Genomic DNA, 22842 nt, shown 5'->3' on the forward strand with positions numbered 1-22842 from the left:
GCCCGCGGCGGGGGGCCGGGCGGGGGCCGGGTGGGGCGGCGTGTGAGGCGGGGGCCGGGTGGGGCGGCGTGTGAGGCGGCCGGCGCGCAGGGCGCACCGCGCGGGAACGCACGAGCGGCGCGTCACCCGAAGGTGACGCGCCGCCGCGTGGTCCGCCTGAGAGCAGGCCCGTGCGATCAGGCCGGATCAGGCCTGTGCGCGTCTCCGCATGATCAGCACCGCGGCACCTGCCATGAGCAGCAAGAGCGCGAGGGCCGCGATCGGAGCGACCGTGGCACCGGTGACCGCGAGGCCGCCGTCATCATTGCCCGAACCGTCACCTGAGCCGTTGCCGGATCCGTCACCGGAGCCGCCATCGTCGCCGGGGGTGCCCGGCGTGCCCGGGTCGCCGTCGGCCGCGAGCACCGTGATGGTGTCCCAGCCGAGCACGGCGTTGTCGGCGTCAGTCACGGCGATGATGTGCTCGCCGGCCGTCGCGTCGAGCGGGATGGTCGCGGTGACCGTTCCCGCCGCCGAGACCTGCTGCCAGTCGGCGATGAGGGTCGGAGCGGAGTACATCCACACCGCCACCCAGTCGCCGGCGTACTCGGTGCCGACGAAGGCCGTGATCTCGTCTCCCGGGTTCACCACGTCGGGGGCGACGGAGATGTCACCCTCGGCGTCGGCCGGCAGGTCGTCCGAGTCCACGCCGACGGGCGGCGTGGTGGGCTTACCCGGCTCCGGCTGCGGCTCCTCCGCGGCGTTCACCGAGACGGGGACGCGGAACGTCGTGCCCGACGGCTGCGCCGTGAGGACGATCTCGCTCGCCGCGGCCGCATCGGCGGGCACCGTGAGCGACACCGAGGCCGCACCGTTCGCGACGGTGATCGGGTCGAACGAAGCATCCGTTCCGGCCCACTCCGCGGACAGCGAGGTGTTCACCGGGCTGCCGAGCGACGTGAGGTCGAGCGACGAGACGTCGAACGTGACCGTGGAGCCGGGCTCCACGACGTCGGTCGGCGCGTTCGTGACCGACACGCTCTTGCGGTCGAACTCCGGGCTGAGGCCCGGGTTCGCCTCGAGGTAGGAGATCCACGCGTCGCGGTCGATGAGACCTGAATCGCGGGTGTCCTTGCCCTTCTCACCGAAGACCCGGAAGTTGTCGCCGCCCTGGAGGAGGAAGCTGAACGATCCGATCCGGTAGTCCTGGCTGGCGACGATCGGCTCGCCGTCGACCCAGATCCCCGTGATGCGGTCGCCCTGAGCACGGGCCGCGTCGTACGTGTACTCCACGTTGTCCGACAGGCCGAGCTTGAGGAACGGACGCGACGGGATCGTGCCGTCTGCGTTGGTCTGCCACTGCTGCTCGAGAGCCGCCTTGAAGTTGGCGCCCGTCAGGGTCGTCGTGTACAGGTTGTTGAGGAACGGGAGCACCGCGTTGGCCTCGGAATAGGTGATCGTGCCGTCCGGGGCGTAGATGAGCTCCCCGCGCAGACCTCCCGAGTTGACGACGCCGATCTCGGCGCCGCCTCGCTCGTCCGAGGACAGAATGGACTGCAGCGCGTCGGCGACGGTGTTGCCGAGCGTCGACTCGCTCGCGCGGTCGTCTCGCGTGCCGCCGGTCCACTTGCCGTCCACGTAGGACCCGCCGCCGAAGGCGGTGGTGATGTCGGCCGTGACCGATCCCTTGGGCTGGTTGCCGATGACCGCTGCCTCGGCGAGTGCCGCGTCGACGATCGCCTTGACCTCCGCCACGCGGGGATACGTCGCGACGAGGACGTCGTCCGCCACCGTCGTGCGAGGAACGTTCTTCGCCACGTAGGACTGGACCTCGCCCGTCGCCGGGTCGAGGGTCAGGACCACGTTGCCGATGAACTCGCCGTAGTTGCCGGTCTGGAGCACCGGACGGGTCTCCCCCTCGACACCCGGGATGGGAGCGTCCCACGCGTACTGCTTGTGCGTGTGACCCGTGAAGATGACGTCGACGGCAGCCGAGGTCTTCGTGACGATGTCGGTGAACACGCCGTCCTCGGCGATCTCCTCCTCGAGCGTGGCGCCATCGGGCGTGCCCGCACCGGCTCCCTCGTGGTAGTTCGCGACGATCACGTCGGCCTCGCCGTTGGCGGCGTCACCGTCCGTGAGCTCGCCGGCCACACGGTTGACCGCCTCGACAGGGTCGCCGAAGTCGAGCGTCGCCACGTTCGCGGGCGACACGAGCGTCGGCGTCTCCTCCGTGACGGTACCGATGAAGGCGACCGTGAGGCCGTCGATCTCCGCGAGCGTGTACTCCTGGAGCGCGGGGTTCGTGGTGCCCTTCTCGTAGACGTTGGCGCCCAGGTAGTCCCAGTCCGCCTCGGTCTCGATGCGGTCCGTGAGGTCAGCGAAGCCCTGGTCGAACTCGTGGTTGCCCACGGCGCTCGCGATGAGCTCGAGCGTGTTGAGCACGTCGATCGTGGGTTGGTCGTTCTGCGACGACGACGCGAAGACGGAAGCCCCCACGTTGTCGCCGGAGGAGACGAACATCGAGTTGTCGTCGCCGTACTCCGCCTTGAGCTGCTCGATGGTTCCCGCGAACTTCACCGTGTTGGCATCGATGCGACCGTGGAAGTCGTTGATGTCGATGAGGTTGAGTTCGACCGGCAGGGCCTCGGCGGAGTAGCCGACGAGGACCGGGTCGTGGTCGCTCGAGCGGTAGACGCTCTCGTCGTAGAAGTCCGTCGCGTTGTAGTTGTAGCGGCTGTACTCCTTCGCGATCGACTCGCCCGAGTTGATGTTCCAGATGTCGACGCCGGTGATCTTGGCGTCGGCGGCCGGGGAGGCGTAGATGTGGTCGAGCGATCCGCTCTGCCCGCTGAACGAGTAGCTGTACTCACCCGTCTTGGACCCCTGGTCGACGTAGCCGGCATCCATGAGAACGACCGACGGGTCCTCCATCGTGTAGGCGTTGAAGTCGCCGATGAGGAAGACCTCGTCGGTGCCCAGCTCGGCCCGCAGGTCGGAGGAGAACTCGACAAGGGCCTCGGCCTGCGCGACGCGGGAGGCGTTGGAACCGCCCTGACCGTCGTTCTGGTCGGCGTCCGCGCCGGAGCCGGAGCCCTTGGACTTGAAGTGGTTGACGATGGCGATGAACGTGCCATCGGCGTCCGTGACCTGGAACTCCTGGGCGAGCGGCTGACGCGCGTTGTTGAACGCGGCGTCGAGCAGCACGCTCGAGTCGCCGACCGGCTGGACGTCCGCCTGCTTGTAGATGAACGCGTTGCGGATGACGTCCTGGGCGTCGACGGAGGGGAGCTCCGACGCGTCCGGTGAGGGCACGAACGCCCAGACGTCGCTGCCGGCGGCCTCGTTGAGGGCGTCGACGAGGATCGAGAGGGATTCGTCGCGGTCGGCGCCGAACTTCACGGAGTTCTCGATCTCCTCGAGGGAGACGACCTCGGCACCGAGACCGTTGATCGCCGCGACGATCTTCGCCTCCTGGCGCTCGAGGTCTTCGTCCTCGGCCGCACCGCGCGCGTCGCAGCCCGAGTTGACCGTGACGGGGTCGCCGGCGCGGTCGGTGTAGAACGTGCAACCGTTCAGCTCGTCACCCGTGGTGGTGAAGTAGTTGAGCACGTTGAAGCTGGCGATCTGGATGTCGCCGCCCACCGCGTCGGGTGCCGTCGGGCGCACGTCGCTGAAGGCGGCGGGGAGCTCGTCCTCGGCCGTGAGCTGCGTGGTCGGCTGGAACTTCCAGGTGTTGTTGCGGTAGTCGATGATCACCGGCTCGGTGAACTCGACGGCCGATCCCACCGTGATGGAGTCGTCCTGCGTGAGGTACGGCAGCGGGATCGCCTTGTTGGTGTCGCCACCGAGGAAGTTGATCGAGGCACCGTCGTCGAGGGTCACACCGCGGGCAGCGTTCGCCGCGACGGCCGCCGTGTACTCGGCGGAACCGGGGCGCGCGATCTCGGTGGGGGTGATGAGCGGGGTGTCGCCTGCGGCGAGCCCGATCTCCGCGTACTGGTTGGTGGAGTACGTGTTGCTCACGGTGAAGGCGCCCTCGGGAGCGAGGAGCATGCCCTCGAGCGCTTCGCGCTGCGAGGCTTCCGTGGGGTACGAGACGGCGGCGGCGACCGGGGCCTCCGCAGCGGTGTCGAGCACGGTGAGGCCCGCGGCCGTCGGCACGACGACCTGCGTGAGTCCGTTGAACTCGCTCGCCGTCCCCGTCACCTGGACGTGGTCGCCGACGGCGACGGATCCCACGGTGGCGGCGGAGTAGACGAAGACGGCGTCGGACGCGGTCTGCGCGCCGAGCTCGATGTCGCCGCCCGTTCCCGGCGTCTGGATGTAGTAGCCGTTGAAGCCGCCCGCGGGGTACGCGGCGGTGACGACGCCCGTGGTCGTCACGGTCTGACCCGCGAGGGGCGTCTCCGTGCCGGTGCCCTGGATGGCGGCGATCGTGATCGGCTCGCCCGGCTCGACGGGCTCCTCCGGCTCCGGCTCGCCCGGTTCCTCGGGCTCCTCCGGTGCGGTGCCCGCAGCATTCGTGGGCGTGGGGGCTCCCGCGACGAAGTCGGCGGCGTTGCTGTCCGTGTCGGCGCCGGCGGTGCGGGCGATCGACGTCGTCACGGACGCGGCGGGAGCGGCAGCCGTCTCGAAGGTTTTCGACGTGCCGTAGCCGACGAGGTCGACGATCGCGTCGTTGCCGACGATCGAACCCGTGGGCGGTGCGGTGAGCACCGTGGCCTGGTCGGCGAGGAAGATCGTGCCTCCCGCTCCCGCGAACGACATGTTGCCCGGCAGGGTGGCGTCGGCGGCGGGCAGAGCGGCTCCGGCCGAGCCGTTCGACGTGCCCTGCACGAGGTAGTAGCCACCGGCTGCAACGGAGCCGCTGAGCGCGTAGACGCCCGAGGGGTTCGCATCGCCAGCGGCTGAGCGGTACTGGATCGACATCCCGTCGAGCGAGATGGCGGCGTCGGTGGGGTTGTACAGCTCCACGAACTTGTGGGTGTACGCAGCCCCGTTGCTGCCTCCGTTCAGGAAGGCCTCGCTGATGACGACATCGCTGCCGTCGACGGCGGCTGATGCCGGGGCCGCCACCCCGATGAAGGGAGCCGCGACGAGCGCGCCCCCCAGAAGCGTCGCGAGACCGGCTCTGGCGGTGTGAATACCGCCCGGTCTCGTGGCTGATTGTGACAAGAGCATCTCCTCATAGAACGTCGCACGCGGACCCTTTCACGCTACGTGCGGCCTCCGACGTTCAGAAGGTCGGGAGGTTTCGAGCAGGTGAACTCTCGTGAAGTGAGAGCGGTCGGTTCGGTTGTCGGAGGATCATCCGAACGGTGGACGCGTCGTCCGAGCCGCACACGTAACGTCTGGAAGGTGCGCCCCCTCTCCCGTCTCGCCCTCGCCGCCGGGGTCACGCTGGTCCTGTGCGCCGTCGCCGGCGTCATCGGCGTCGTCTCACTCCTCAATCCGCCGAGTCCGACGACCCGGATCACGAGCGACGACGGGTCCGAGATCACCCTCGACTGGCGGGACTACCCCGCATTCGCCGATCCGTCGCTCGACCCGCAGGACGTCCTCGACGCCCCTCGAGCGGGCGACGTCGCCGCGGTCGTCTCCGAGCAGATCGACGAGCTGAGCACCGGGCTCACCCCAGCGCTCCCGGGTGTCGGGTGGAATCCAGCCGATCCGGACGCTCCGATCCTCTTCCCTGCGGACGGGAACGGCTACGGCGGCGAATCGCTGCATCTCGGCTACAACGTGACCGCATCCACGACCGGCACGCTGCCGGAGGGCCACGACTGGAACGCGCTGACCGACGCCCTCGCGGGGGAGCTCTCCGCCCTCGGGTATGCCGATGTCGTCTGGGATTTCGACCGCGCACCGTATCCGGGCCAGACCCGTTCGGAGCACGAGGACGAGGTCGTCTCCCAACACGGGTCGCTCGACCCGGACGAGATGTGGATGTGGTCCGGCATGGCCCAGCAGGGCAGCCTCTGGGTCATGATCACGATCTGGGACGAGCGCCGCGGAGCACCCGAGGACGCCTGGCCGGAGGAGACGACCGGTCTCGACCTCCTCTTCGGCGGTACCGTGATCTCCCAGGACGACGAGGCAGCGTACGCCGACGGGGTCGCACCGTTCGAGGGACTCGCGCGCCCGGACTCGACCAGTTCGGACTGACCACTCCGCCCCGCACCCGCCGTGCACCCTCCGTTCACCCGAGGTCTCCGATCCGGACACCGCTCGTCCGTATCGTCGCTCCGGGCCAGAAGCCCACGTGGCCCCGCCCCGGGCCGCGACGCCGAACGAGGGACATCACCGACGTGACGACATCCAGAACCCGGCGGATCTCCCGCCGCCGCTCCACGCTCACCGCGGGCGCCGCCGCCGCGGCGACCGCGGCCATCCTCCTGGGGGGCGCCGCCGTGCCCGTCCAGGCGGCCGAGGAGGACGCGATCGCGCCCCGGCCCGGCTCTTATGGGTTCTATGTGGACACCTACCTGAACAACACGAGCGCCCTCGCGACGCCCGACACGAACCCGTCGATCGGCCTGCTCTCGCAGATGCTCGAGTACTGGCAGCCCGGCCCCACCTGGGACACCGGAACCGCCCTCGTGCCCGACGTACTCGACGCCAACATCGACACGAGTATCGAGATCACGCGGACGCGCACCGACGCAGGAGCGACGGACGCGTACCTCATCGACCGGCGGAATCAGAACTACTCCGCGATCGACGGCCTCGGCCCGTACGCGGACGCCTTCCGCTCCGCGAGCAACGCCGGCACGACGATCCCCGACGCGATCCCCGCCGACGCCACGAGCGTGAAGTACGACGACGCCGGCAACAGCAACGGAACGTGGGCCGACGCGGTCTCCGAGGTCGGTTCCGTCGTCTCCCTCGTGAACACGATCCGCGGCAGCTACGCCACGTCGAACAACGCGAAGAACTACTACGGCTACCCGCGTCCGTTCCGCTGGAGCGAGGACGTCTCCGTCCTCCCCACCCTCGAGCCCGTGAAGAAGCCCGTCGAGGAGGCCGCGAGCGACAACGGCTACCCGAGCGGCCACACCAACGCCGGCTACCTCGCGTCCTACGCCCTCGCCTACGCCTTCCCCGAGCAGTACGCCGACCTGCTGGCGAACGCCTCGGACATCGGCAACAGCCGGATCGTGGCCGGGATGCACTCCCCCGCCGACGTCATCGGCGGGCGGATCCTCGCGACAGCGATCGCCGCGGCCGTGCTGAACGACCCGGCGTACGCCGCCCTCCTCGACGAGGCCCGCACGGAGGCGCTCGAGCTCCTCGCCGCGCAGCCGACCACGACCTCGACGGCCGCCGTGGACGAGGAGGCGACCATCGCCCGCCTCACCTACGGGCTGCCCCGCGTCGGCGACACGACGCTCCCCGTGGTCGTCCCGAAGGGCGCCGAGGCTCTCCTGCAGACGCGAATGCCGTACCTCTCCGCCGACCAGCGCCGCTGGGTCCTGCAGAGCACGGGCCTCGAGTCCGGCTACGCGCTCCTCGACGACGCCGAGGGCTGGGGCCGGTTGAACCTCGCGCTCGCGGTGCAGGGTTACGGCGCGTTCGACACCGACGTGGTCGTGGACATGGACGCGGCCGACGGCGGCTTCAGTGCCGCGGACGCGTGGATCAACGACATCGACGGCGACGGCTCGCTCACGAAGCAGGGCTCCGGCGTGCTCACGCTCTCCGGCGACAACACCTACCTCGGCGGCACGATCGTCGACGGTGGCTCCCTCGTCGCGACGTCGGCGACGGCCCTGGGTGACGGTTCGGTCGCGGCCGCCGACGGCCTCCTCGCGGAGACGGTCGACGGAACGCTCGCGATCACGGGCGACTACGCGCAGTCCGACGCAGGTGAGCTCTCGCTCACGGTCGAGGACGGCTCGCCGCTCGCGATCGCCGGCGAGGCCACCTTCGGCGGGCGGCTCTCCGTCGCCTTCGCCGAGGGTGCCGCTCCCGCGGACGACGTCGTGCTCGCCACCTACGGCTCGCTCGCGGCGTCCCGCTTCACGTCGGTCGACGTCGACAGCCTGCCCGCCGGCTACGAGCCCGAGCTGCAGTACCGCGACGGCGCGCTCCACCTCGTGAACGCCGCGGCCGAGGGTGCCGAGCCCCAGCCGGGCGATGGCGGCGGCGACGACGGCGAGCCCGGAACCGGCACCCCCGGTGAGGGCGAGCCGGGCAACGGAGACGGTGGGAACGACGCGGGCGAGGGATCGGACGACGGTACCGGATCGGGCGACGCCGAGGCGGGCGATGACCTCGCCGTCACGGGCGCGACCGACCCGTCCGTGCTCATCCTCGGCGCGGGAACGCTGCTCGTCGCGGGAGCCGTCGTGCTCCTCATCGCACGCCGACGTCGCAGCGGAGACGTGTAGTCGTCACGCACGCGTGACAGCGGGGGCGGGCCGACGACGGCCCGCCCCCGCTGTCGGTTCCGGGCATTCTCCCGCTCCGTGGCCGGCCGTCCACAGGTGCGGAATTCGAGAGCATCACCTGCATCGGCGAGCTATACAATCGCATATACAAGACGAAGGGGGCGACCATGACCGTGACATCGATTGACATCGACCAAGCCGAGCTCAAACTCGCCAAAGAGGTGGCCGGAACCGCGACGGCTCGCGAGACCGTCGATCTCGCCCTCCGAACCCTCATCGCCGTTCGTCGTCAACCGGCCGCCGTCGAGCGCCTGATCGGTACGACGTTCGAGCCCGACCAGATCGATGCCCCGACGATCACTCCGTCGACGGCGCCCGAGTCGGACGCGTGACGACCTACCTCGTCGACAACAGCATCTGGCACAAGGCTGCACGGAGCGAGTCGATCGCGACACGACTTCGCGCCATCTCTCCCCACCACCTCATCATCACGTGCCCGCCTCAAGTCCTCGAATACTGCCATTCAGCCCGGTCCCCACAAGAGTACGAGGAGTTCCGGACGACGATGGAGCAATTACTGCCCGCGTTCATCCACCCGACGATGGACGATGCTCTGGATATCCAGCAGGCACTGTGGAACACCGGAATGGTGCGGGCGGCCGGCACTTTCGACTGCCTCATTGCGGCCTACGCGACGGTCAATGACGCCGTCGTCCTGAACAGCGACCATGACTTCGGCTACATCGAGTCCGCCACGGGCGGGAGAGTTCGCCAGGAATACGTGCCTGAGTAGTTCAGCACCGCCGCGGCGCGGCGCGATCATTGCCTACTCGTCGCCGCGCGACGGTGCACGCCGCTCGTGAACGGACAGTTCCAGGTCGATGAAGGCGCCGATCATGGCCCGATACGTGCGTTCGACGACCTCCGGGTCGGCCCCCGCCTCGTCTGCGAGGGTTCGAACCTTATCGACAACCTGCTCCACGCGACCGGGCGCCCGAACCGCATGCCGATCGACCTTCATCAGGCCCGCCTCGACGACGCTGCGCTGCCGTTGCGCGATCAGCCGCACGATGTCGCGGTCAACCGCGTCGATCTCGGCACGCACGTCGTCGATTCCCCGGTCCGTCATGACGCCGAGCCTACCGAGACGGATGTCGCCTGCCGGAAGGCCGCGTCAGAGGTCGTGCAACTCAGCGGGAATGTCCCGTCGCGAATGCAGCACCCGGTGGACGCGGACAGCATCATCATCGTCGGTATAGAAGACGATGTACGGGAAGCGCCGTAGGGCGACGCTCCTGAGCTCGGCTATCCCCGTCTCGACCGCGAACCGGGTCGAGCCCAGAGACGGGTGGGCAGCGAGAAGCTCGATCGTGTCCTGAACGGCGTCGATGAAATCGAGGGCCACAGTTTGCGCACCCTCATCGAGGTAGTGGGTGACCGCCTCATCGATGTCGAGGTGGGCGCGCCGCGTCGAGACGACACGGCGCGTCACGCGATGTCGGCTTCGGACCCACGGATCCGCGAGCGCAGTCCGTCGAAGTATTGGCTGTCGAGGTCCGGCCCGGGACCGGACGTCATTCCGTCGACGATGAAGCCGCGCACCTGGGTGCGCGCCTGATCCCTGCGGATGAGATCCCGGACGTACTCACTGCTCGTGCCGTACCCACGCTCGCCGACCTGCAACTCGACGAAATCCTTGAGCCCATCCGGAAGAGAGACGTTCATTGTGGCCATGATCCCATGGTACGCCGGATATGCCAATCTTTGCCATCGTCTTCTGGCCCGTCAGCGCAGGGCGTGCTCGCCGATGTAGGCGCGGAGCGGGGCCTCGTCGTTCGGCATCTCCGTCAGGCGCTGCGGGGCGTCGAGGAGCGCACGCGTCGCGGGGTCGACCGGCGCGGTCGACCCGAGGGCCTCAGCGATCGTATTGGCGAACTTGGGCGACTTCGCGGTCTCGAGGACGAGCATCGGGACGTCGGCCTCGACGTACTCCCGCGCGACCTTCACTCCGTCCGCGGTGTGGGGGTCGAGCACGACGGCGACAGCGTCGGAGAACTCGCGGATGGTGGCGATCCGGTTGTCGTGGGTGCTCGTGCCGCTCACGATTCCGAACTCGGACTCGAAGCGGTGCCGCTCGGCGGAGAGGTCGATCTGCCCTGTGGTGCGCAGCTCCTCCCACGCGGCGGCCGTGCGCTCCGCATCCCGTCCGAGCAGCTCGAAGATGAAACGCTCGAGATTCGATGCGCGGGAGACGTCCATCGAGGGGCTCGACGTGGCGAAGGTGTGCTCGGCCGACCGCGGGCGGTAGATGCCGGTGCGGAAGAAATCGTCGAGCACGTTGTTCTCGTTGACCGCGAGCACGAGCCGGCGGATCGGCACACCCATGAGCCGCGCGTACTGGCCGGAGAGGATGTTGCCGAAGTTGCCGGACGGCACCGCGAACGACACCTCGAACTCCGCACGCTCGGACTCTGCGACCTCATCGGTGGCGCGGAGCCACGCCCACACGTAGTAGGCGACCTGCGCGGAGATACGGCCGAAGTTGATGGAGTTCATGGCACCCAGGTGGTGCGTGCGCTTGAACTCGATGTCCTCGGAGAGCCGCTTGACGAGGTCCTGGCACTCGTCGAAGACGCCGTCCACGACGATGTTGTGCACGTTGTCGTCGTGCAGGGAGTACATCTGGGCCCGCTGGTACTCGCTCATGCGACCCTCGGGCGAGAGCATGAAGATCGCGATGCGCTCGCGCCCGCGGACCGCGTGCTCGGCGGCCGATCCCGTGTCGCCGGAGGTCGCTCCCAGCACGTTGAGGACACTGTCCCGGTTCGTCAGGACGTATTCGAGCGCGCCCCCGAGGAACTGCATGGCGAGGTCCTTGAAGGCGAGGGTCGGACCATCGGACAGGCCGACGAGGGTGAGCCCCTCGCCGATGTCGCTGAGGGGCACCACCTCGGGGCTCGAGAACCGGCCGGCGCCGTAGGCGGCGTCGCAGAGGCGCTCGAGGTCGGCGCGGGGGATGTCGGTCGCGAAGAGGCCGAGGACCTCGGTGGCGAGGCCGATGTAGTCGAGCGAGCGCCAGCGCTCGAGTTCGGCGGCGTCGATGCGCGGCATCTCGGCGGGGACGGCGAGACCGCCGTTCGGGGCGAGGCCCTCGATGAGAACGTCGGTGTACTGCCCGAGCGAGCCGCCGCGGGTGGAGATGAACTGCACGATGGGTTGCCTCGGTCGCTTCCGTCGATGGTCGATCGGTGGTCGCTCCCATTCTACGTAAGGGCGGTGACGGCGGAACCGGGATTCGGGTTTGGTCTGGGTCGCAGGCTGTGCGCAATATATTGAATGCCCATTCCCCAGAGCGCGCCCCTCGCCGACCGCACGCTCCTGCGCGACGATGTCTACCAGAAGCTCCGCGATGCGATCGTCGACGGGACCTTCGAGCCGGGCGAGCAGCTGAAGGACGCTTCCCTCGCCGAGTGGCTCGGGGTCAGTAGAACCCCCGTGCGCGAGGCGCTCCTGCGGCTCGGGTCGAGCGGACTCGTCGTCACGCAGCCCGGCCGCTCGACCACCGTCAGTGCGATCGACTCCCGGATGCTGCAGGAGGCGCGGGACGTCGTGGCCTCCATGCACGAACTCGCCGTGCGCGAGACGGTCGGAAAGCTCTCCGACGCGGAACTCGAACGTATGCGCACCGCCAATCGGCGGTTCGAGAAGGCGCTCGCGGAGGGGAACGCGACCGAGGCGCTCCAGGCCGACGACGAGCTGCACGCCGTGCCCGTCAAGGCGTCCCGGAACAGGGCGCTGCAGTCGGTCCTCGACACCTTCGGCCCGGTGGTCCGCCGCGCCGAGCTGCTCCGCTTCCGGTCGGACGACGGCGCCGAATCGTTGCGTATGCACGAGCGGCTCATCGAGCTGTCGGAAGCCGGTGACGTCGAGGGCGCGATGCGCGTCGCATTCGACACCTGGCACAGCCTCCCCGATGCGGCGGGGAGCGAGTAGACCCTCCCCGCCGAGAGCCTGTGGGAACCCGGCGCGCTCACTCTCGGCAGTGGTACGATATCCAGTACCACTCGACGTGAGGACAGGCGATGACCGCCATCACAGCAACGGACGCTCGCAAAGGGCTCTTCGGGTTGATCCAACAGGTCAACCAAGATCACACCGCTGTCGAGGTCATCTCCAAGCACGGCAACGCGGTGTTGATGTCCAAAGACGATTACGACGCACTCACCGAGACCGCCTACCTGCTGCGCAACGCGGCCGGCGCCGAGCGCCTCCTCGAGTCGATCGACCGCGCTCGCCGCGGTGAGTTCGAGCAGCACGGTCTCCACGACGCGTGACGCGCGACCTGGCGTTCGACGCCCACGGCTGGGACGACTACACGTCTTGGCAGACCCAGGATCGCAGGACCCTGAAACGGATCAACACCCTGGTCACCGATGTCCTGCGCGATCCGTTCTCGGGAATCGGCAAGCCCGAACCACTCAGGCACGTCCTCTCGGGCGCATGGTCACGCCGGATCGACGACGCCCATCGGCTCGTCTACTTCGTCACCGAGACGCACATCGTCATCCTGCAGGCGCGCGACCACTACTGAAGACGTGCCCGCCGCGGACCACATCGGACAGAAGCCCACCGGCACAAACGAAAACGGCCCGCTTTCGCGGGCCGTCTCATTCTGTCTCAACCAGATCCTGCGTCAGCCGCACGCATCAGCCGGAGGCTGACAACTGTGTAGCTGACAGAGTGCGCCCGGAGGGATTCGAACCCCCAACCTTCTGATCCGTAGTCAGATGCTCTATCCGTTGAGCTACGGGCGCAGTTTTCGGCTGTCGAGGCGATTTCCCGCCCGCAGACCGAGGTAGAGACTATCAGGCGCACGGCAGGGTGCGCCAATCGGGGTGATTTCCGGTCAGGGGATGCGCCCTAGGCTGGTCCGGTCGACGGTGAACGGGGCGGGAGGCACGATGACGCGAATCGGCCGCAATCCTGTGATCGGCGCCGCCCGGCTCACGAGCGTCGTGAGCGCGATCTTCGGCCTCGCGTTCGGTTCCGCCGTCTCCCGCATGACGGACGGTGCCATCGCGTACGAGCTCGCGGTGCTCGTGTCGGCGGCGGCGTTCTTCGGTCTCGTCTACGGGATCGCGGGACTGCTCTACCGATCGCTCGTCTGGGACGAGCGGGCGGGAACCGTCTCGTTCGGGAGGCACACGGTGCCGCTCGCATCGATCACCCGGGTGGAGCGCACCCTGTCGACGGGTGCCACCACCAACGTCTATCTGAGCTACCGTTTCGTCTCCACGGAGGGGCCGAGCGTACGCATCCTCGTTGCGGGTCGGCCGTTGAAGGGGCTCGATCGCGAGGGGCTCGACGATCTCCGTCGCCTCGTGGAGGCCGCGCCGATCGCCGAGCCGGCGCCCGTCGAGGATCTCACCGACGAGCAGAACGTGCTCGTCGACGAGCTCTCCGAGTCGGGAGGGCGCTCCGCCGTCGGGAAGCGCCTGCTGCTCCGCGAGCTCGACCGCGCACTCGATCCGCGAGGCGCGACCGCGACGGGGTCGGCCGATGCCATCGGCGCGCGTGATGTGCTCCCCCGCGACCCGCTCGCTCCGTCCTCGTCCGGTCCGGACACCGCTGCGCGACCCACGATCTCGGGCCGCGAGCTCGCTCGGCTCGAGCGCCTGTGGCACGAGGACGACGACGATGCCGCCGCCTACGTCCGAGCCCACCCCGTGCCGACGGGGGCGCGTCGGTTCTTTTCCTGGCTGACCCTCGCGTCCGGGATCCTCTCGCCCGCGGCCCTCGCGATCATGCTCGTCATCCAGGCCGTCGCCGGCGCACTGATCGACACCGATCTGAGCGACACCCTCATCGTGGTGTTCGCCGGTGCCGCGGTGGTCGGGATTCTCGCGTTCCTCTGCTGGTGCGCTGCGGCCGACGTCCAGGTGCGACGTCTCCAGTCACGGGCGGTCGCCTGGCAGGAGACCCGCGGCCCCGAGGAACGCGAGCGCGGCCTCGCCACGCCGCTCCTCGGAGGATGGCTGGAACCGGCACCCGGCACGCGCACCGCGCGGGCTCTCGGCGTGCTGGTTGCGAGCCTCTCCGCACTCGCGGTCCTCGTCGGCATCGTCCTGCTCGGGTACCCCGACACCCTCGATGCGGGAGCCGCCGCAGTGATGGCCGGTGTCGGCGCCGTGGTGTTGGCGGCCTCGATCGCCGGCCTCATGTGGACGACGCGAAAACGGCGCATGAGCAACCGCGAACTCGTGCGGCTGGCGGGCCGGCGGATGTCCCTGCCCGACGTTCGCGACTGAGCCCCGACTCGACGCACCGATCGAACCCGACCCGCGGCCGCCTCTAGGCTGGGGCGAACCCGTTCCGCCCACCGGAGGACGCCACCGTCATGACCCGAATCGGACGACACCCTGCGATCCGCAGCCTGCGCTTCATCGTCATCGTGTGCGTCATCGGCGGATTCCTGCTGGGCGCGCCGCTCACGCGGATCACCGACGGCGAGGTGCCGTACCCGGTGGGTGTCGCGCTCTCGATCGCGCTGCTCCTCGCCCTGATCCTCGGCCTCACCGTGATCATGTACCGACCCGTCGCCTGGGACCCGGGCTCCGGAACGGTGTCTCTCGCCGGGCGCACGGTGGCGCTCTCCTCGATCACGCGAGTGGTCCGTGTGCTCTCGACGGGCAACGGCGCCGGCTATCTCACCTACCGCTTCTACTCGACGGACGGCCCGAGCGCTCGCGTACTCGTCGCAGGCCGCCCGATGAAGGGTCTGGTCGGCGGCGAGATCGACGAACTGCTCCGCCTCGTCGAGGCCGCACCCATCGCCGACCCGGTCCGCGCCGACGGACTCAGCGGTCAGCAGGCCGCCCTCGCCGACACGCTCTCCGAGACGGGCGGGAAGTCCGAGGTGGGTAAGCGACTGCTGGTCGAGGAACTGCAGACCATGATCGGGGCACGGTCGACGGTTCCCACGGCCGACGGTGAGGCCGGACGGGCGAACCAGCTCGATGCGAGCGGAGCACCGGTGCGCCGCGACCCGGACCCCGCCGCGCCTCCGATCCCCGCCGGCGCCGGTGTCCCGCTTCCGGACCGTCCGCGGATGTCTCAGCGCGAGGCCGAGGAGCTCGAACGACGGTGGGAGGAGGACGATGCCGACGCCACGAGGTTCCTGGCGTCCCGACCGGCCCCCTTCCGAACGATCCGCCCCGTCCTCATCCTCCTGATCGTCGTCGCGGCGCTCCTCTCCGGGGTCGCTCTCGTGATCGCGGTCGTCGCGGAGAACGCGCGCGGCTCCCTCCTCGGCGACGACAACGACCTGGCCTCGCTCGCGATCGTCGGGCCCGGACTCCTCGGCGTCGTCCTCTACATGGCGTGGTGCGCCGCGGCGGACGCCCAGGTGCGTCACAAGCAGCGAACCGCCCACGAGTGGCTCGCCACGCGCGACGACGGGCAGCGGCAACGCGGTCTCGCCGCTCCGCTCCTCGCGGCCTGGGGGGAACCGGCGCCAGGCACACGGCTGGCGCGCGCGCTGGGTTTCGCCGGCTCTACGCTCGGCGGACTCGCCTTCCTCGTCGGACTCGTGCTGTTCTTCACCGAAGACGAGACCGGACCCGTCGTGGCCGCGACGTTCGTGCTCGTGGGAGGGGCCGTCCTGACGGCCGGAACCGTCGGCATCGTATGGAGCTACCGGAGGCGGCGCACGGCGAACCGCGAACTCGTGCTGCTCGCCGGATGGCGGCTCGACCCGCCGTTCGTGTCCGAATAGGCACCCTCGCCGAGGGCGCCACTCCGGCACCGAGGGCGCTAGGTAGAAGTGGCGCCCTCGCTCGGGAGTAGCCCCCTCGGTTACTTGAGGGAGCCTGCGGTGAGGCCCGCGACGAGCCAGCGCTGCAGGAAGACGGCGGCGGCGAAGACCGGGACGACGCCCATGAGGGACGCGGCCGCGATCTTGCCGAAGTCCTGGACGCGCTCGCCGAGCATGAGGGACAGGATCACGGGGACGGTCTGCGCGTCCGGCCCCTGGGTGAGGAAGGTCGCGAAGAGGAATTCGTTGTAGTTGAGCACCGCCACGATCACGCCGACCGCCACGAGCGCGGGCGTGAGCAGCGGGGTGACCACGCTCACGAGCACCCGCCACTCCCCCGCACCGTCGAGCTGCGCGGCCTCGTCGAGTTCCACCGGCAGCCTCCGCACGAATCCCTCGAGCAGCCAGATCGCGACCGCCGTGTTCGTGAGCGCGTAGACGAGGGTGAGCCCCGCGAGCGTGTTGTTGAGCCCGAGCACGCGCAGGAGCGTGAAGAGCGGCACGATCGCGACGATCGGCGGCAGCAGCCACGGACTCAGCACGAGACCCGCGAGGGTCCGTCCGCCGGTGCGGTGGCGGGCCATCGCCCACGCGGCGGGCAGCGCGAAGGCGAGGGTGAGTGCCGCTCCGCCGAGCGACGCGACGACGGAGTTGAGCACCGCGCGCGGCAGCCCCGTCTCCGTGAAGGCGGCCGCCCAGTTGCCCCACGCCGGCGACGACGGCACGAGGAGCCCCGCCGATACCTGCCCCTGCGTCATGAGCGACACCGACACGAGGTACGCGATCGGCACGAGCGCCGCGGCGAGCGCGAGCCCCACCCACAGCCCGGCCCCCCACGACCGCGTCGCTCGCAGTCCGCTTCCAGGCCGTCCGATCTCCCTCTGTCCACTCCCACTTCGTCTGCCGTCGAGCCGCCCGGGCCGTGCAAGCCGCGCAGGCCGCCAGGGCCGCGCGGACTCCCCCGGCCCACCCTCCCGCGAAGTGCGGACTTTCGCCCCCTCCGAACCCGATCGGGCGACGAATGTCCGCACTTCGCGGGAAGGAAGAGCGGAAGTCCGCACTTCGGCGGAGAGTGGAGTTGCGGAGAGTGGTGTTGCGGTGGGTGGTGTTGCGGTGGGTGGTGTTGCGGTGGGTGCTGACGCCGAGCGAGCTGAGGTGTCGAACGCCGAGGTATCGGAATCTGTTGCCGAACGGGCGTCGGAGGCAACAGATTGTGACGCCTCACGGGTCTGGGGGTGCGGGTCAGTCATGGTGGAGCCTCCGGGTGAGGGCGACGACGGGGAGGGTCACGAGCGTGACGACGACGGCGAGGAGCAGCGTGATCGCGGCAGCGCGGCCCACGTCGAACTGTTGGAGCGCCGCCTGCCAGATGATGTACGCGGGCATCGTCGTCGACTGGCCGGGGCCGCCCGACGTGAGGATGTAGACGAGGTCGAAGACCTTGAACGCGAGCACCAGGCGGATGAGGAAAGCGGCGCCGACCGTCGCGGCGATCGCCGGGAACGTGATGCTCCGGAACAGACGGAACCCGTGGGCTCCGTCGAGCGCCGCGGCCTCCGCGATCTCGACGTCCTGCCCGATGAGGGCGGCGAACACGAGGAGCACGATGAGCGGAGTCCACTCCCACACGTCGGCGAGCGCGACGCCGAGGAACGCGAGCACCGGGTCCGAGAGCACGGAGAAGGTCGCCCCACCCGGGACCACGGCCCCCAGAACGGTGTCGACGAGACCGCCGGACGGGTTGAAGACGAGCTTCCAGAGGATGCCGACCACGACGGGCGGGGTGATCATCGGGAGGAGCAGCAGGGTGCGGATCACCGCCCCCGCGCGCACCGAGCGCCACAGCGCGACGGCCGTCGCGACGCCGAGCGCGACGCTCGCGACGGCGACGAGCACCGCGTAGACGACACCGCGCACGAGCGAGGCGGTGACGTCCGCGTCGGCGAGCACCGTCTCGAACGTGGCCGTGCCGACGAACTCCTGGAACGGACGCCCCAGGCTCGACTCCGTGAACGCGGCGAGCACGATGAACACGAGCGGGTAGCCGCCGAGCACCACGAGGGCGAGCACGGCGGGGGCGACGAAGACGCGCCGCGTCCACGTGGTGCGAGGGTGGGGTCGGCCGTTCCCCCGGACGGCGCGGGCGTCGCGTCCCTGACGTGGCCGATCAGTCCCTGAGCTTGGCTTGCCCTGAGCCTGCCGAAGGGTCGACGGGTCGAAAGGCTCAGGGACCGAGGGAGAAGGTCCCGAGGACGCACCGGGCGAGCCCGCGGCGGCGTCCGGAGACGCGGCCGCGGGCTCGGCGAGGGAACGGGGCGACTCGGTCACTCGAGGAGGTCTTCCCACTCGGCTTGGACACGGTCGAGGGTGTCCTGCGCGGATCCGCCCTCGCCGGCGAGCAGCTTCGCGAGCTCGTCCGTGAGCACCTGCGCGGCCTCCGTGGCGTTCTCGCCGGTGGGCCACGCGAGGGCGCCGTCGAGCGTCGCGCGGTTCGCCTCCTGGATCTCGGGGAACTCCTCGCCGTAGGTCGGGTCCTCGAGGGACGAGACGCGGTTCGGGTCGATGCCGGTCGGCGGCAGCTCGGTGAGCAGGGCCGCGTTCACCTCGGACGACGAGGCCCACTCGACGAACTTCTGCGCGAGCGCCGTCTTCTGCGTGTTGGCGGCGATCACCCAGCTGAAACCGGCGACGAGCGAGGCGCGCGACTCCGTGTTGTCGCCACCCGTGGGCAGCAGCGTGACGCCCCACTGGTCGACGACCTCCGAACCGCTCTCCGGATCCTGCGAGCGCACACCCAGGTCGGTCCAGTTCTCGATGAAGCCCACCTTGCCGGCGAACCAGGCGCTGTTGCCCGCGCCGAAGTCGGTCTCGGCTGGCGTCGGCAGGGCGTAGTCGTTCACGTCCACGAGGGCCTGCGCCGCGGCGACGGCCTCCGGAGTGTTGATCGTGGGCTTCCCGTCCTCGTCGAGGAACTCGCCGCCGTAGCCCGCGAGCCGGTTGGCGAAGCTCGCTCCGAGGATGAGCGGCGACTTCTGCCCGAAGACCGCGGCGCCGTAGACGCCGTCGGCGCTCTCGTTCTCGGTGATCGTCTTCGTCTGCTCGAGGTACTCGTCCCAGGTGGTCGGCGGGGCGTCGAAACCGTTCCGCGCCAGGATCTCCTTGTTGTAGAAGAGGACGTGCGTGTCACCGTCGAAGGGCAGCCCGTAGGTCTTCCCGTCCACCTGGCTGTAGGGCTCCCAGATGGAGGGGATGAAGTCGTCGACGTCGATCGCGTCGTTGCCGTCGACCCACTCGGTGAGGTCCTGGATAGCGCCGTCCGCGGCGAGGTCGCCGAGCGAGGTGTACCAGGGCGCGGCGACGTCGATCGTGTTCGCGCCCGACTGCTGGTCGAGCGCGAGCTTCGATCCGATCTCGTCGTACGGCACGATGACCGGGTTGATGATCGCGCCCGTCTCCTTCTCGAACTCGGTCTTCAGCCATTCGGACGCACCCTCGTGCGACGAGATGAGGAGGACGGAGAGTTCCTCGCCGGTGAAGTCGCCGTCGGCGTCGTCTGCGCCAGCCGCACCGCCCGCGCAGGCCGAGAGCACCATCGCGACGGCGGCTGCTCCGGCGACGACCGCCGCGCGGCGAGCGCGGGGGGCGAACGGGGATCGAGTCGTGGTCATGGGGTCTCCTCGGGAGCTGTGGGGAACGGTTCGGATCGCCGCCGATGTGCAGCGGTTCATCGAAATGTAGGGATGCGCGGAGCATCACGGAAGGGGCCGCGTAAGACGACGACACGGTGTGACGAACTGTGTCGCCCAACGTGTCGCCGTGTGTCGGACGGCCTTCCCGAGCGGTGCGGCCCGCCGGTAGCTTCGGCCGGGATGGCTCCTCCGGGAGCCGACCGACCGTCCCGCCGGAGCACGCGGCGACCCCCGAGAACTCACCGACAGGAGACAGCGAGATGGCATCGCGCATCATCCTCAACGCGTTCGACATGAGCTGCGTCACCCACCAGGCGCCCGGCCTCTGGAAGCACCCGGACAACCAGGCCCACCGCTACAACTCGCTCGACTACTGGGTGGACCTCGCGAAGCTCCTCGAGCGGGGTACCTTCGACGCTCTCTTCATCGCGGACGTCGTGGGCGTGTACGACGTGTACCGCCACTCGGCTGCCTCGGCGCTCGAGGACTCGGCGCAGATCCCCGTGGGAGACCCGATCGTGCAGGTCTCCGCGATGGCGCACGCCACGGAGAACATCGGCTTCGGCGTCACGGTCGCCTCCACCTACGAGCTGCCGTACGCACTCGCCCGTCGGTTCTCGACGCTCGACCACTTCACGCAGGGCCGGGTGGGCTGGAACGTCGTCACCTCCTACCTCGATTCGGCGGCGAAGAACCTCGGCCTCGACAAGCAGATCGGCCACGACGACCGCTACGGCATCGGCGACGAGTTCCTCGACGTGACCTACAAGCTGTGGGAGGGCTCGTGGGAGGACGACGCCGTCGTGAAGGACCGCGAGCGCGGCGTCTACACGGACCCCACGAAGGTCCACCCGATCGCGCACGACGGCGAGTACTTCCGTGTGCCCGGCGTGCATCTCTCCGAGCCGAGCCCGCAGCGCACACCCGTGATCTTCCAGGCGGGCGCCTCCTCCCGTGGTCGTGAGTTCGCGGCGAAGCACGGCGAGGCGATCTTCATCAACGGCCTGAAGCCCGAGCTGACGCGTCGCATCACGGACGACATCCGTGACCGCGCCGAGCGGATCGGCCGGCCGCGCGACAGCGTCAAGATCCTGACGCTCGCAACCGTGATCGTCGCGGAGACGGACGCGGAGGCGCAGGCGAAATACGACGACTACCGGCCGTACGTGAGCCTCGACGGCGCGCTCGCCCTCTACGGCGGATGGTCGGGACTCGACCTCTCGCAGTACGACCCCGACGTTCCGCTCACCTACGTGGACACGGACGCCGCGCGATCGGCGCTCGCGATCTTCACCCAGTACGACCCGGAGCGCGAGTGGACGCCGCGCGACATCGCGCACTACGTGGGCATCGGCGGCATCGGTCCGGTCATCGTCGGAAGCCCGACGACCGTCGCCGACGAGCTCGAGCGGTGGATCGAGGTGGGCGGGATCGACGGCTTCAACCTCGCCTACGCCGTCACCCCCGGCACGTTCGAGGACGTCGTGGAGCTTCTCATCCCGGAGCTGCGCCGCCGCGGCCGCGTGTGGGACGAGTACCCGGAGGGCACGCTGCGCAGCCGCCTCAACGGGTCGGACTCGCCCGTCGTGCCGGAGTGGCACCCCGCTCACGCCTACCGCGGCGCGTACGTCGACCGTCCGAGCGTGGCCGACGACACCGCACCGTCCCTCTTCACCGCTTCGCTCGAGACCCAAGGAGCCTGACGTGACCGACACGACCATCGCCCACACCACGATCGCACGCTCCCCGTGGAGCGGGACGGCGTCGCGGGAGGAGCTCGCGCACTGGCGCGGCGTCGCCGAGCGGGTCGCCGCGACCCTCGGCGAGGACGCCCTCGCCCGCGATCGCGCGAACCTCGACCCCACGACGGAACTCGACCTGCTTCGCGAGAGCGGACTCGTGAACCTCCTCGACCCGGCCGAGTACGGCGGAGGCGGCGGGCACTGGGAGTCCGCGTTCCTCGCCGTCCGCATCCTGTCGCGCACCGACGCGTCGATCGCGCAGGTCCTCGCGTACCACTACATCAACTCCGGCAACATCGGCTTCAACACGGACCCCGCGAAGCGGGTCGACTGGTACCGACGCACGGTCGAGGGCCGCTGGGTGTGGGGTGACTCGGTGAACCCGACGGACCCGAATCTCGTGCTCACGCCGGAGGGCGACGACTACCGCCTCGACGGCCTCAAGCGGTTCTCCACCGGGGCGTCCGCGGGAGACGTGATCCTCGTCAACGCGGTCGTGCGCGGCGGGGAACTCGACGGGCGTTTCCTGTTCTTCGCGCTCGATCACGACCGAGAGGGCGTGTCGTACCTCGGCGACTGGGACGCACTCGGGCAGCGCCTGTCCGCGAGCGGCTCCGTGCGCTTCACGGACGTCGTGGTCACGCCCGACGACGTCCTCGGAGTGGGTACGGAGGAGCCGTTCTCCACCCTCATCACCCCGGGCATCCAGCTCGCCTTCGGCAACCTCTATCTCGGAGTCGCGGAGGGCGCGCTCGCGCAGGGGCTCGACATCACCAGGGCCCGCCCGGCGGCGTGGTTCCTCAGCCAGGCGGACTCGTACCGCAACGATCCCTTCACGCAGCGCATCGTCGGTGAGTTCGCGTCGAAGATCGCGGCCGTGGAAGCCCTCGCCGATCGCGCGGGGCGGGCGTTCGACGAGGTCATCGCCCTCGGCGACGACGTGACGGCCGAGATCCGCGGCGAGATCGCCATCGAGATCGCGAAGCTCAAGGTGGTGTCCACGGACGTCGGCATCGAGGTGGCGAACCGGATCTTCGAGATCACCGGGTCGAGCTCGGCGAAGTCGTCGACGGGGCTCGACCTGTTCTGGCGGAACGTGCGCACCCACTCCCTCCACGACCCCGTGGACTACAAGAAGCTCGAGGTGGGCGCGTACGTGCTCAACGGCGAGCTCCAGCCGATCTCGCTCTACACGTAGGAGTCCCGATGACCTCGACATCCACCAC

General features: G+C 69.5%; 19 protein-coding genes and 1 tRNA gene. 11 read left to right on the plus strand and 9 right to left on the minus strand.

Going from position 1 to position 22842, the window contains the following annotated elements; all coding sequences use genetic code 11:
* Nucleotides 1-186 precede the first annotated feature (186 nt).
* Nucleotides 187-5157 carry an ExeM/NucH family extracellular endonuclease gene (locus tag ELQ94_RS09660; protein ID WP_243696948.1) on the minus strand — a complete coding sequence of 1657 codons (4971 nt, stop codon included), beginning with the start codon at nucleotides 5155-5157 and terminating at the stop codon, nucleotides 187-189.
* Nucleotides 5158-5340: 183 nt separating this feature from the next.
* Here ELQ94_RS09660 and ELQ94_RS09665 point away from each other — a divergent pair, with 183 nt between their 5' ends.
* The 4 genes from ELQ94_RS09665 to ELQ94_RS09680 all read left to right on the plus strand — a co-directional run bounded on the left by ELQ94_RS09665 (nucleotide 5341) and on the right by ELQ94_RS09680 (nucleotide 9165).
* Nucleotides 5341-6147 (plus strand): hypothetical protein, encoded by an 807-nt coding sequence (locus ELQ94_RS09665; RefSeq protein ID WP_127049531.1) that lies wholly within the window; start codon nucleotides 5341-5343, stop codon nucleotides 6145-6147.
* A gap of 143 nt (nucleotides 6148-6290) precedes the next feature.
* A complete protein-coding gene (locus ELQ94_RS17680; protein ID WP_279432484.1) occupies nucleotides 6291-8372 on the plus strand; it encodes an acid phosphatase in 2082 nt (693 codons plus the stop codon).
* A gap of 167 nt (nucleotides 8373-8539) precedes the next feature.
* Nucleotides 8540-8764 carry a type II toxin-antitoxin system VapB family antitoxin gene (locus ELQ94_RS09675; RefSeq protein WP_127049533.1) on the plus strand — a complete coding sequence of 75 codons (225 nt, stop codon included), beginning with the start codon at nucleotides 8540-8542 and terminating at the stop codon, nucleotides 8762-8764.
* The gene (locus ELQ94_RS09680) at nucleotides 8761-9165 is read left to right on the plus strand and encodes a PIN domain-containing protein (RefSeq protein WP_127049535.1); all 405 of its coding nucleotides are present in this window, start codon (nucleotides 8761-8763) and stop codon (nucleotides 9163-9165) included. The genes ELQ94_RS09675 and ELQ94_RS09680 overlap by 4 nt, the downstream gene beginning before the upstream one ends.
* Nucleotides 9166-9198: 33 nt before the next feature.
* Here the strand turns inward: ELQ94_RS09680 and ELQ94_RS09685 are convergent, their stop codons facing one another.
* The 4 genes from ELQ94_RS09685 to thrC are packed head-to-tail and all read right to left on the minus strand — an operon-like array spanning nucleotide 9199 to nucleotide 11582.
* Nucleotides 9199-9501, minus strand: coding sequence for a chorismate mutase (locus tag ELQ94_RS09685; RefSeq protein ID WP_127049537.1), 303 nt, complete (start codon nucleotides 9499-9501; stop codon nucleotides 9199-9201).
* 45 nt (nucleotides 9502-9546) lie between these two features.
* Nucleotides 9547-9864, minus strand: a complete 318-nt coding sequence (locus ELQ94_RS09690) for a type II toxin-antitoxin system RelE/ParE family toxin (RefSeq protein WP_127049539.1) — start codon at nucleotides 9862-9864, stop codon at nucleotides 9547-9549.
* Nucleotides 9861-10106 (minus strand): ribbon-helix-helix domain-containing protein, encoded by a 246-nt coding sequence (locus tag ELQ94_RS09695; RefSeq protein WP_127049541.1) that lies wholly within the window; start codon nucleotides 10104-10106, stop codon nucleotides 9861-9863. Before ELQ94_RS09695 ends, ELQ94_RS09690 begins: the two co-directional genes overlap by 4 nt.
* A gap of 51 nt (nucleotides 10107-10157) precedes the next feature.
* The gene (thrC, locus tag ELQ94_RS09700) at nucleotides 10158-11582 is read right to left on the minus strand and encodes a threonine synthase (RefSeq protein ID WP_127049543.1); all 1425 of its coding nucleotides are present in this window, start codon (nucleotides 11580-11582) and stop codon (nucleotides 10158-10160) included.
* 126 nt (nucleotides 11583-11708) lie between these two features.
* Between thrC and ELQ94_RS09705 the strand changes: the two genes are divergently transcribed.
* The 3 genes from ELQ94_RS09705 to ELQ94_RS09715 all read left to right on the plus strand — a co-directional run bounded on the left by ELQ94_RS09705 (nucleotide 11709) and on the right by ELQ94_RS09715 (nucleotide 12963).
* Nucleotides 11709-12365, plus strand: a complete 657-nt coding sequence (locus ELQ94_RS09705; RefSeq protein ID WP_127049545.1) for a GntR family transcriptional regulator — start codon at nucleotides 11709-11711, stop codon at nucleotides 12363-12365.
* 89 nt (nucleotides 12366-12454) lie between these two features.
* Nucleotides 12455-12706 (plus strand): type II toxin-antitoxin system Phd/YefM family antitoxin, encoded by a 252-nt coding sequence (locus tag ELQ94_RS09710; protein WP_127049547.1) that lies wholly within the window; start codon nucleotides 12455-12457, stop codon nucleotides 12704-12706.
* The gene (locus tag ELQ94_RS09715) at nucleotides 12703-12963 is read left to right on the plus strand and encodes a Txe/YoeB family addiction module toxin (protein WP_127049549.1); all 261 of its coding nucleotides are present in this window, start codon (nucleotides 12703-12705) and stop codon (nucleotides 12961-12963) included. The genes ELQ94_RS09710 and ELQ94_RS09715 overlap by 4 nt, the downstream gene beginning before the upstream one ends.
* A 150-nt stretch (nucleotides 12964-13113) precedes the next feature.
* Here the strand turns inward: ELQ94_RS09715 and ELQ94_RS09720 are convergent.
* Nucleotides 13114-13186: transfer RNA gene (locus ELQ94_RS09720), tRNA-Arg, on the minus strand.
* 147 nt (nucleotides 13187-13333) lie between these two features.
* On the opposite strand from ELQ94_RS09720, the gene ELQ94_RS09725 reads away from it, so the two are divergent.
* A complete protein-coding gene (locus ELQ94_RS09725) occupies nucleotides 13334-14680 on the plus strand; it encodes a hypothetical protein (protein WP_127049551.1) in 1347 nt (448 codons plus the stop codon).
* 89 nt (nucleotides 14681-14769) lie between these two features.
* Nucleotides 14770-16146 (plus strand): hypothetical protein, encoded by a 1377-nt coding sequence (locus ELQ94_RS09730; RefSeq protein ID WP_127049553.1) that lies wholly within the window; start codon nucleotides 14770-14772, stop codon nucleotides 16144-16146.
* 80 nt (nucleotides 16147-16226) lie between these two features.
* Here ELQ94_RS09730 and ELQ94_RS09735 read toward each other — a convergent pair whose 3' ends face one another.
* From ELQ94_RS09735 to ELQ94_RS09745, 3 genes are all read right to left on the minus strand, one after another.
* Complete coding sequence (locus tag ELQ94_RS09735; protein ID WP_243696949.1) at nucleotides 16227-17003, minus strand: carbohydrate ABC transporter permease; 777 nt, start codon at nucleotides 17001-17003, stop codon at nucleotides 16227-16229.
* A gap of 424 nt (nucleotides 17004-17427) precedes the next feature.
* Nucleotides 17428-18255: a carbohydrate ABC transporter permease gene (locus tag ELQ94_RS09740; protein ID WP_127049555.1), complete on the minus strand. Its 828-nt coding sequence runs from the start codon at nucleotides 18253-18255 to the stop codon at nucleotides 17428-17430.
* Nucleotides 18256-18509: 254 nt separating this feature from the next.
* The gene (locus ELQ94_RS09745) at nucleotides 18510-19853 is read right to left on the minus strand and encodes an ABC transporter substrate-binding protein (protein WP_127049557.1); all 1344 of its coding nucleotides are present in this window, start codon (nucleotides 19851-19853) and stop codon (nucleotides 18510-18512) included.
* Nucleotides 19854-20134: 281 nt separating this feature from the next.
* Here ELQ94_RS09745 and ELQ94_RS09750 point away from each other — a divergent pair, with 281 nt between their 5' ends.
* On the plus strand, nucleotides 20135-21577 hold the full coding sequence (locus ELQ94_RS09750) for an LLM class flavin-dependent oxidoreductase (protein WP_127049559.1): 1443 nt from the start codon (nucleotides 20135-20137) through the stop codon (nucleotides 21575-21577).
* Between the two features lies 1 nt (nucleotide 21578).
* Nucleotides 21579-22814 (plus strand): acyl-CoA dehydrogenase family protein, encoded by a 1236-nt coding sequence (locus tag ELQ94_RS09755; protein WP_243696950.1) that lies wholly within the window; start codon nucleotides 21579-21581, stop codon nucleotides 22812-22814.
* The last annotated feature ends 28 nt before the right edge of the window (nucleotides 22815-22842 follow it).

The sequence above is a fragment of the Labedella endophytica genome, from assembly GCF_003990045.1.
Lineage (GTDB): Bacteria > Actinomycetota > Actinomycetes > Actinomycetales > Microbacteriaceae > Labedella > Labedella endophytica.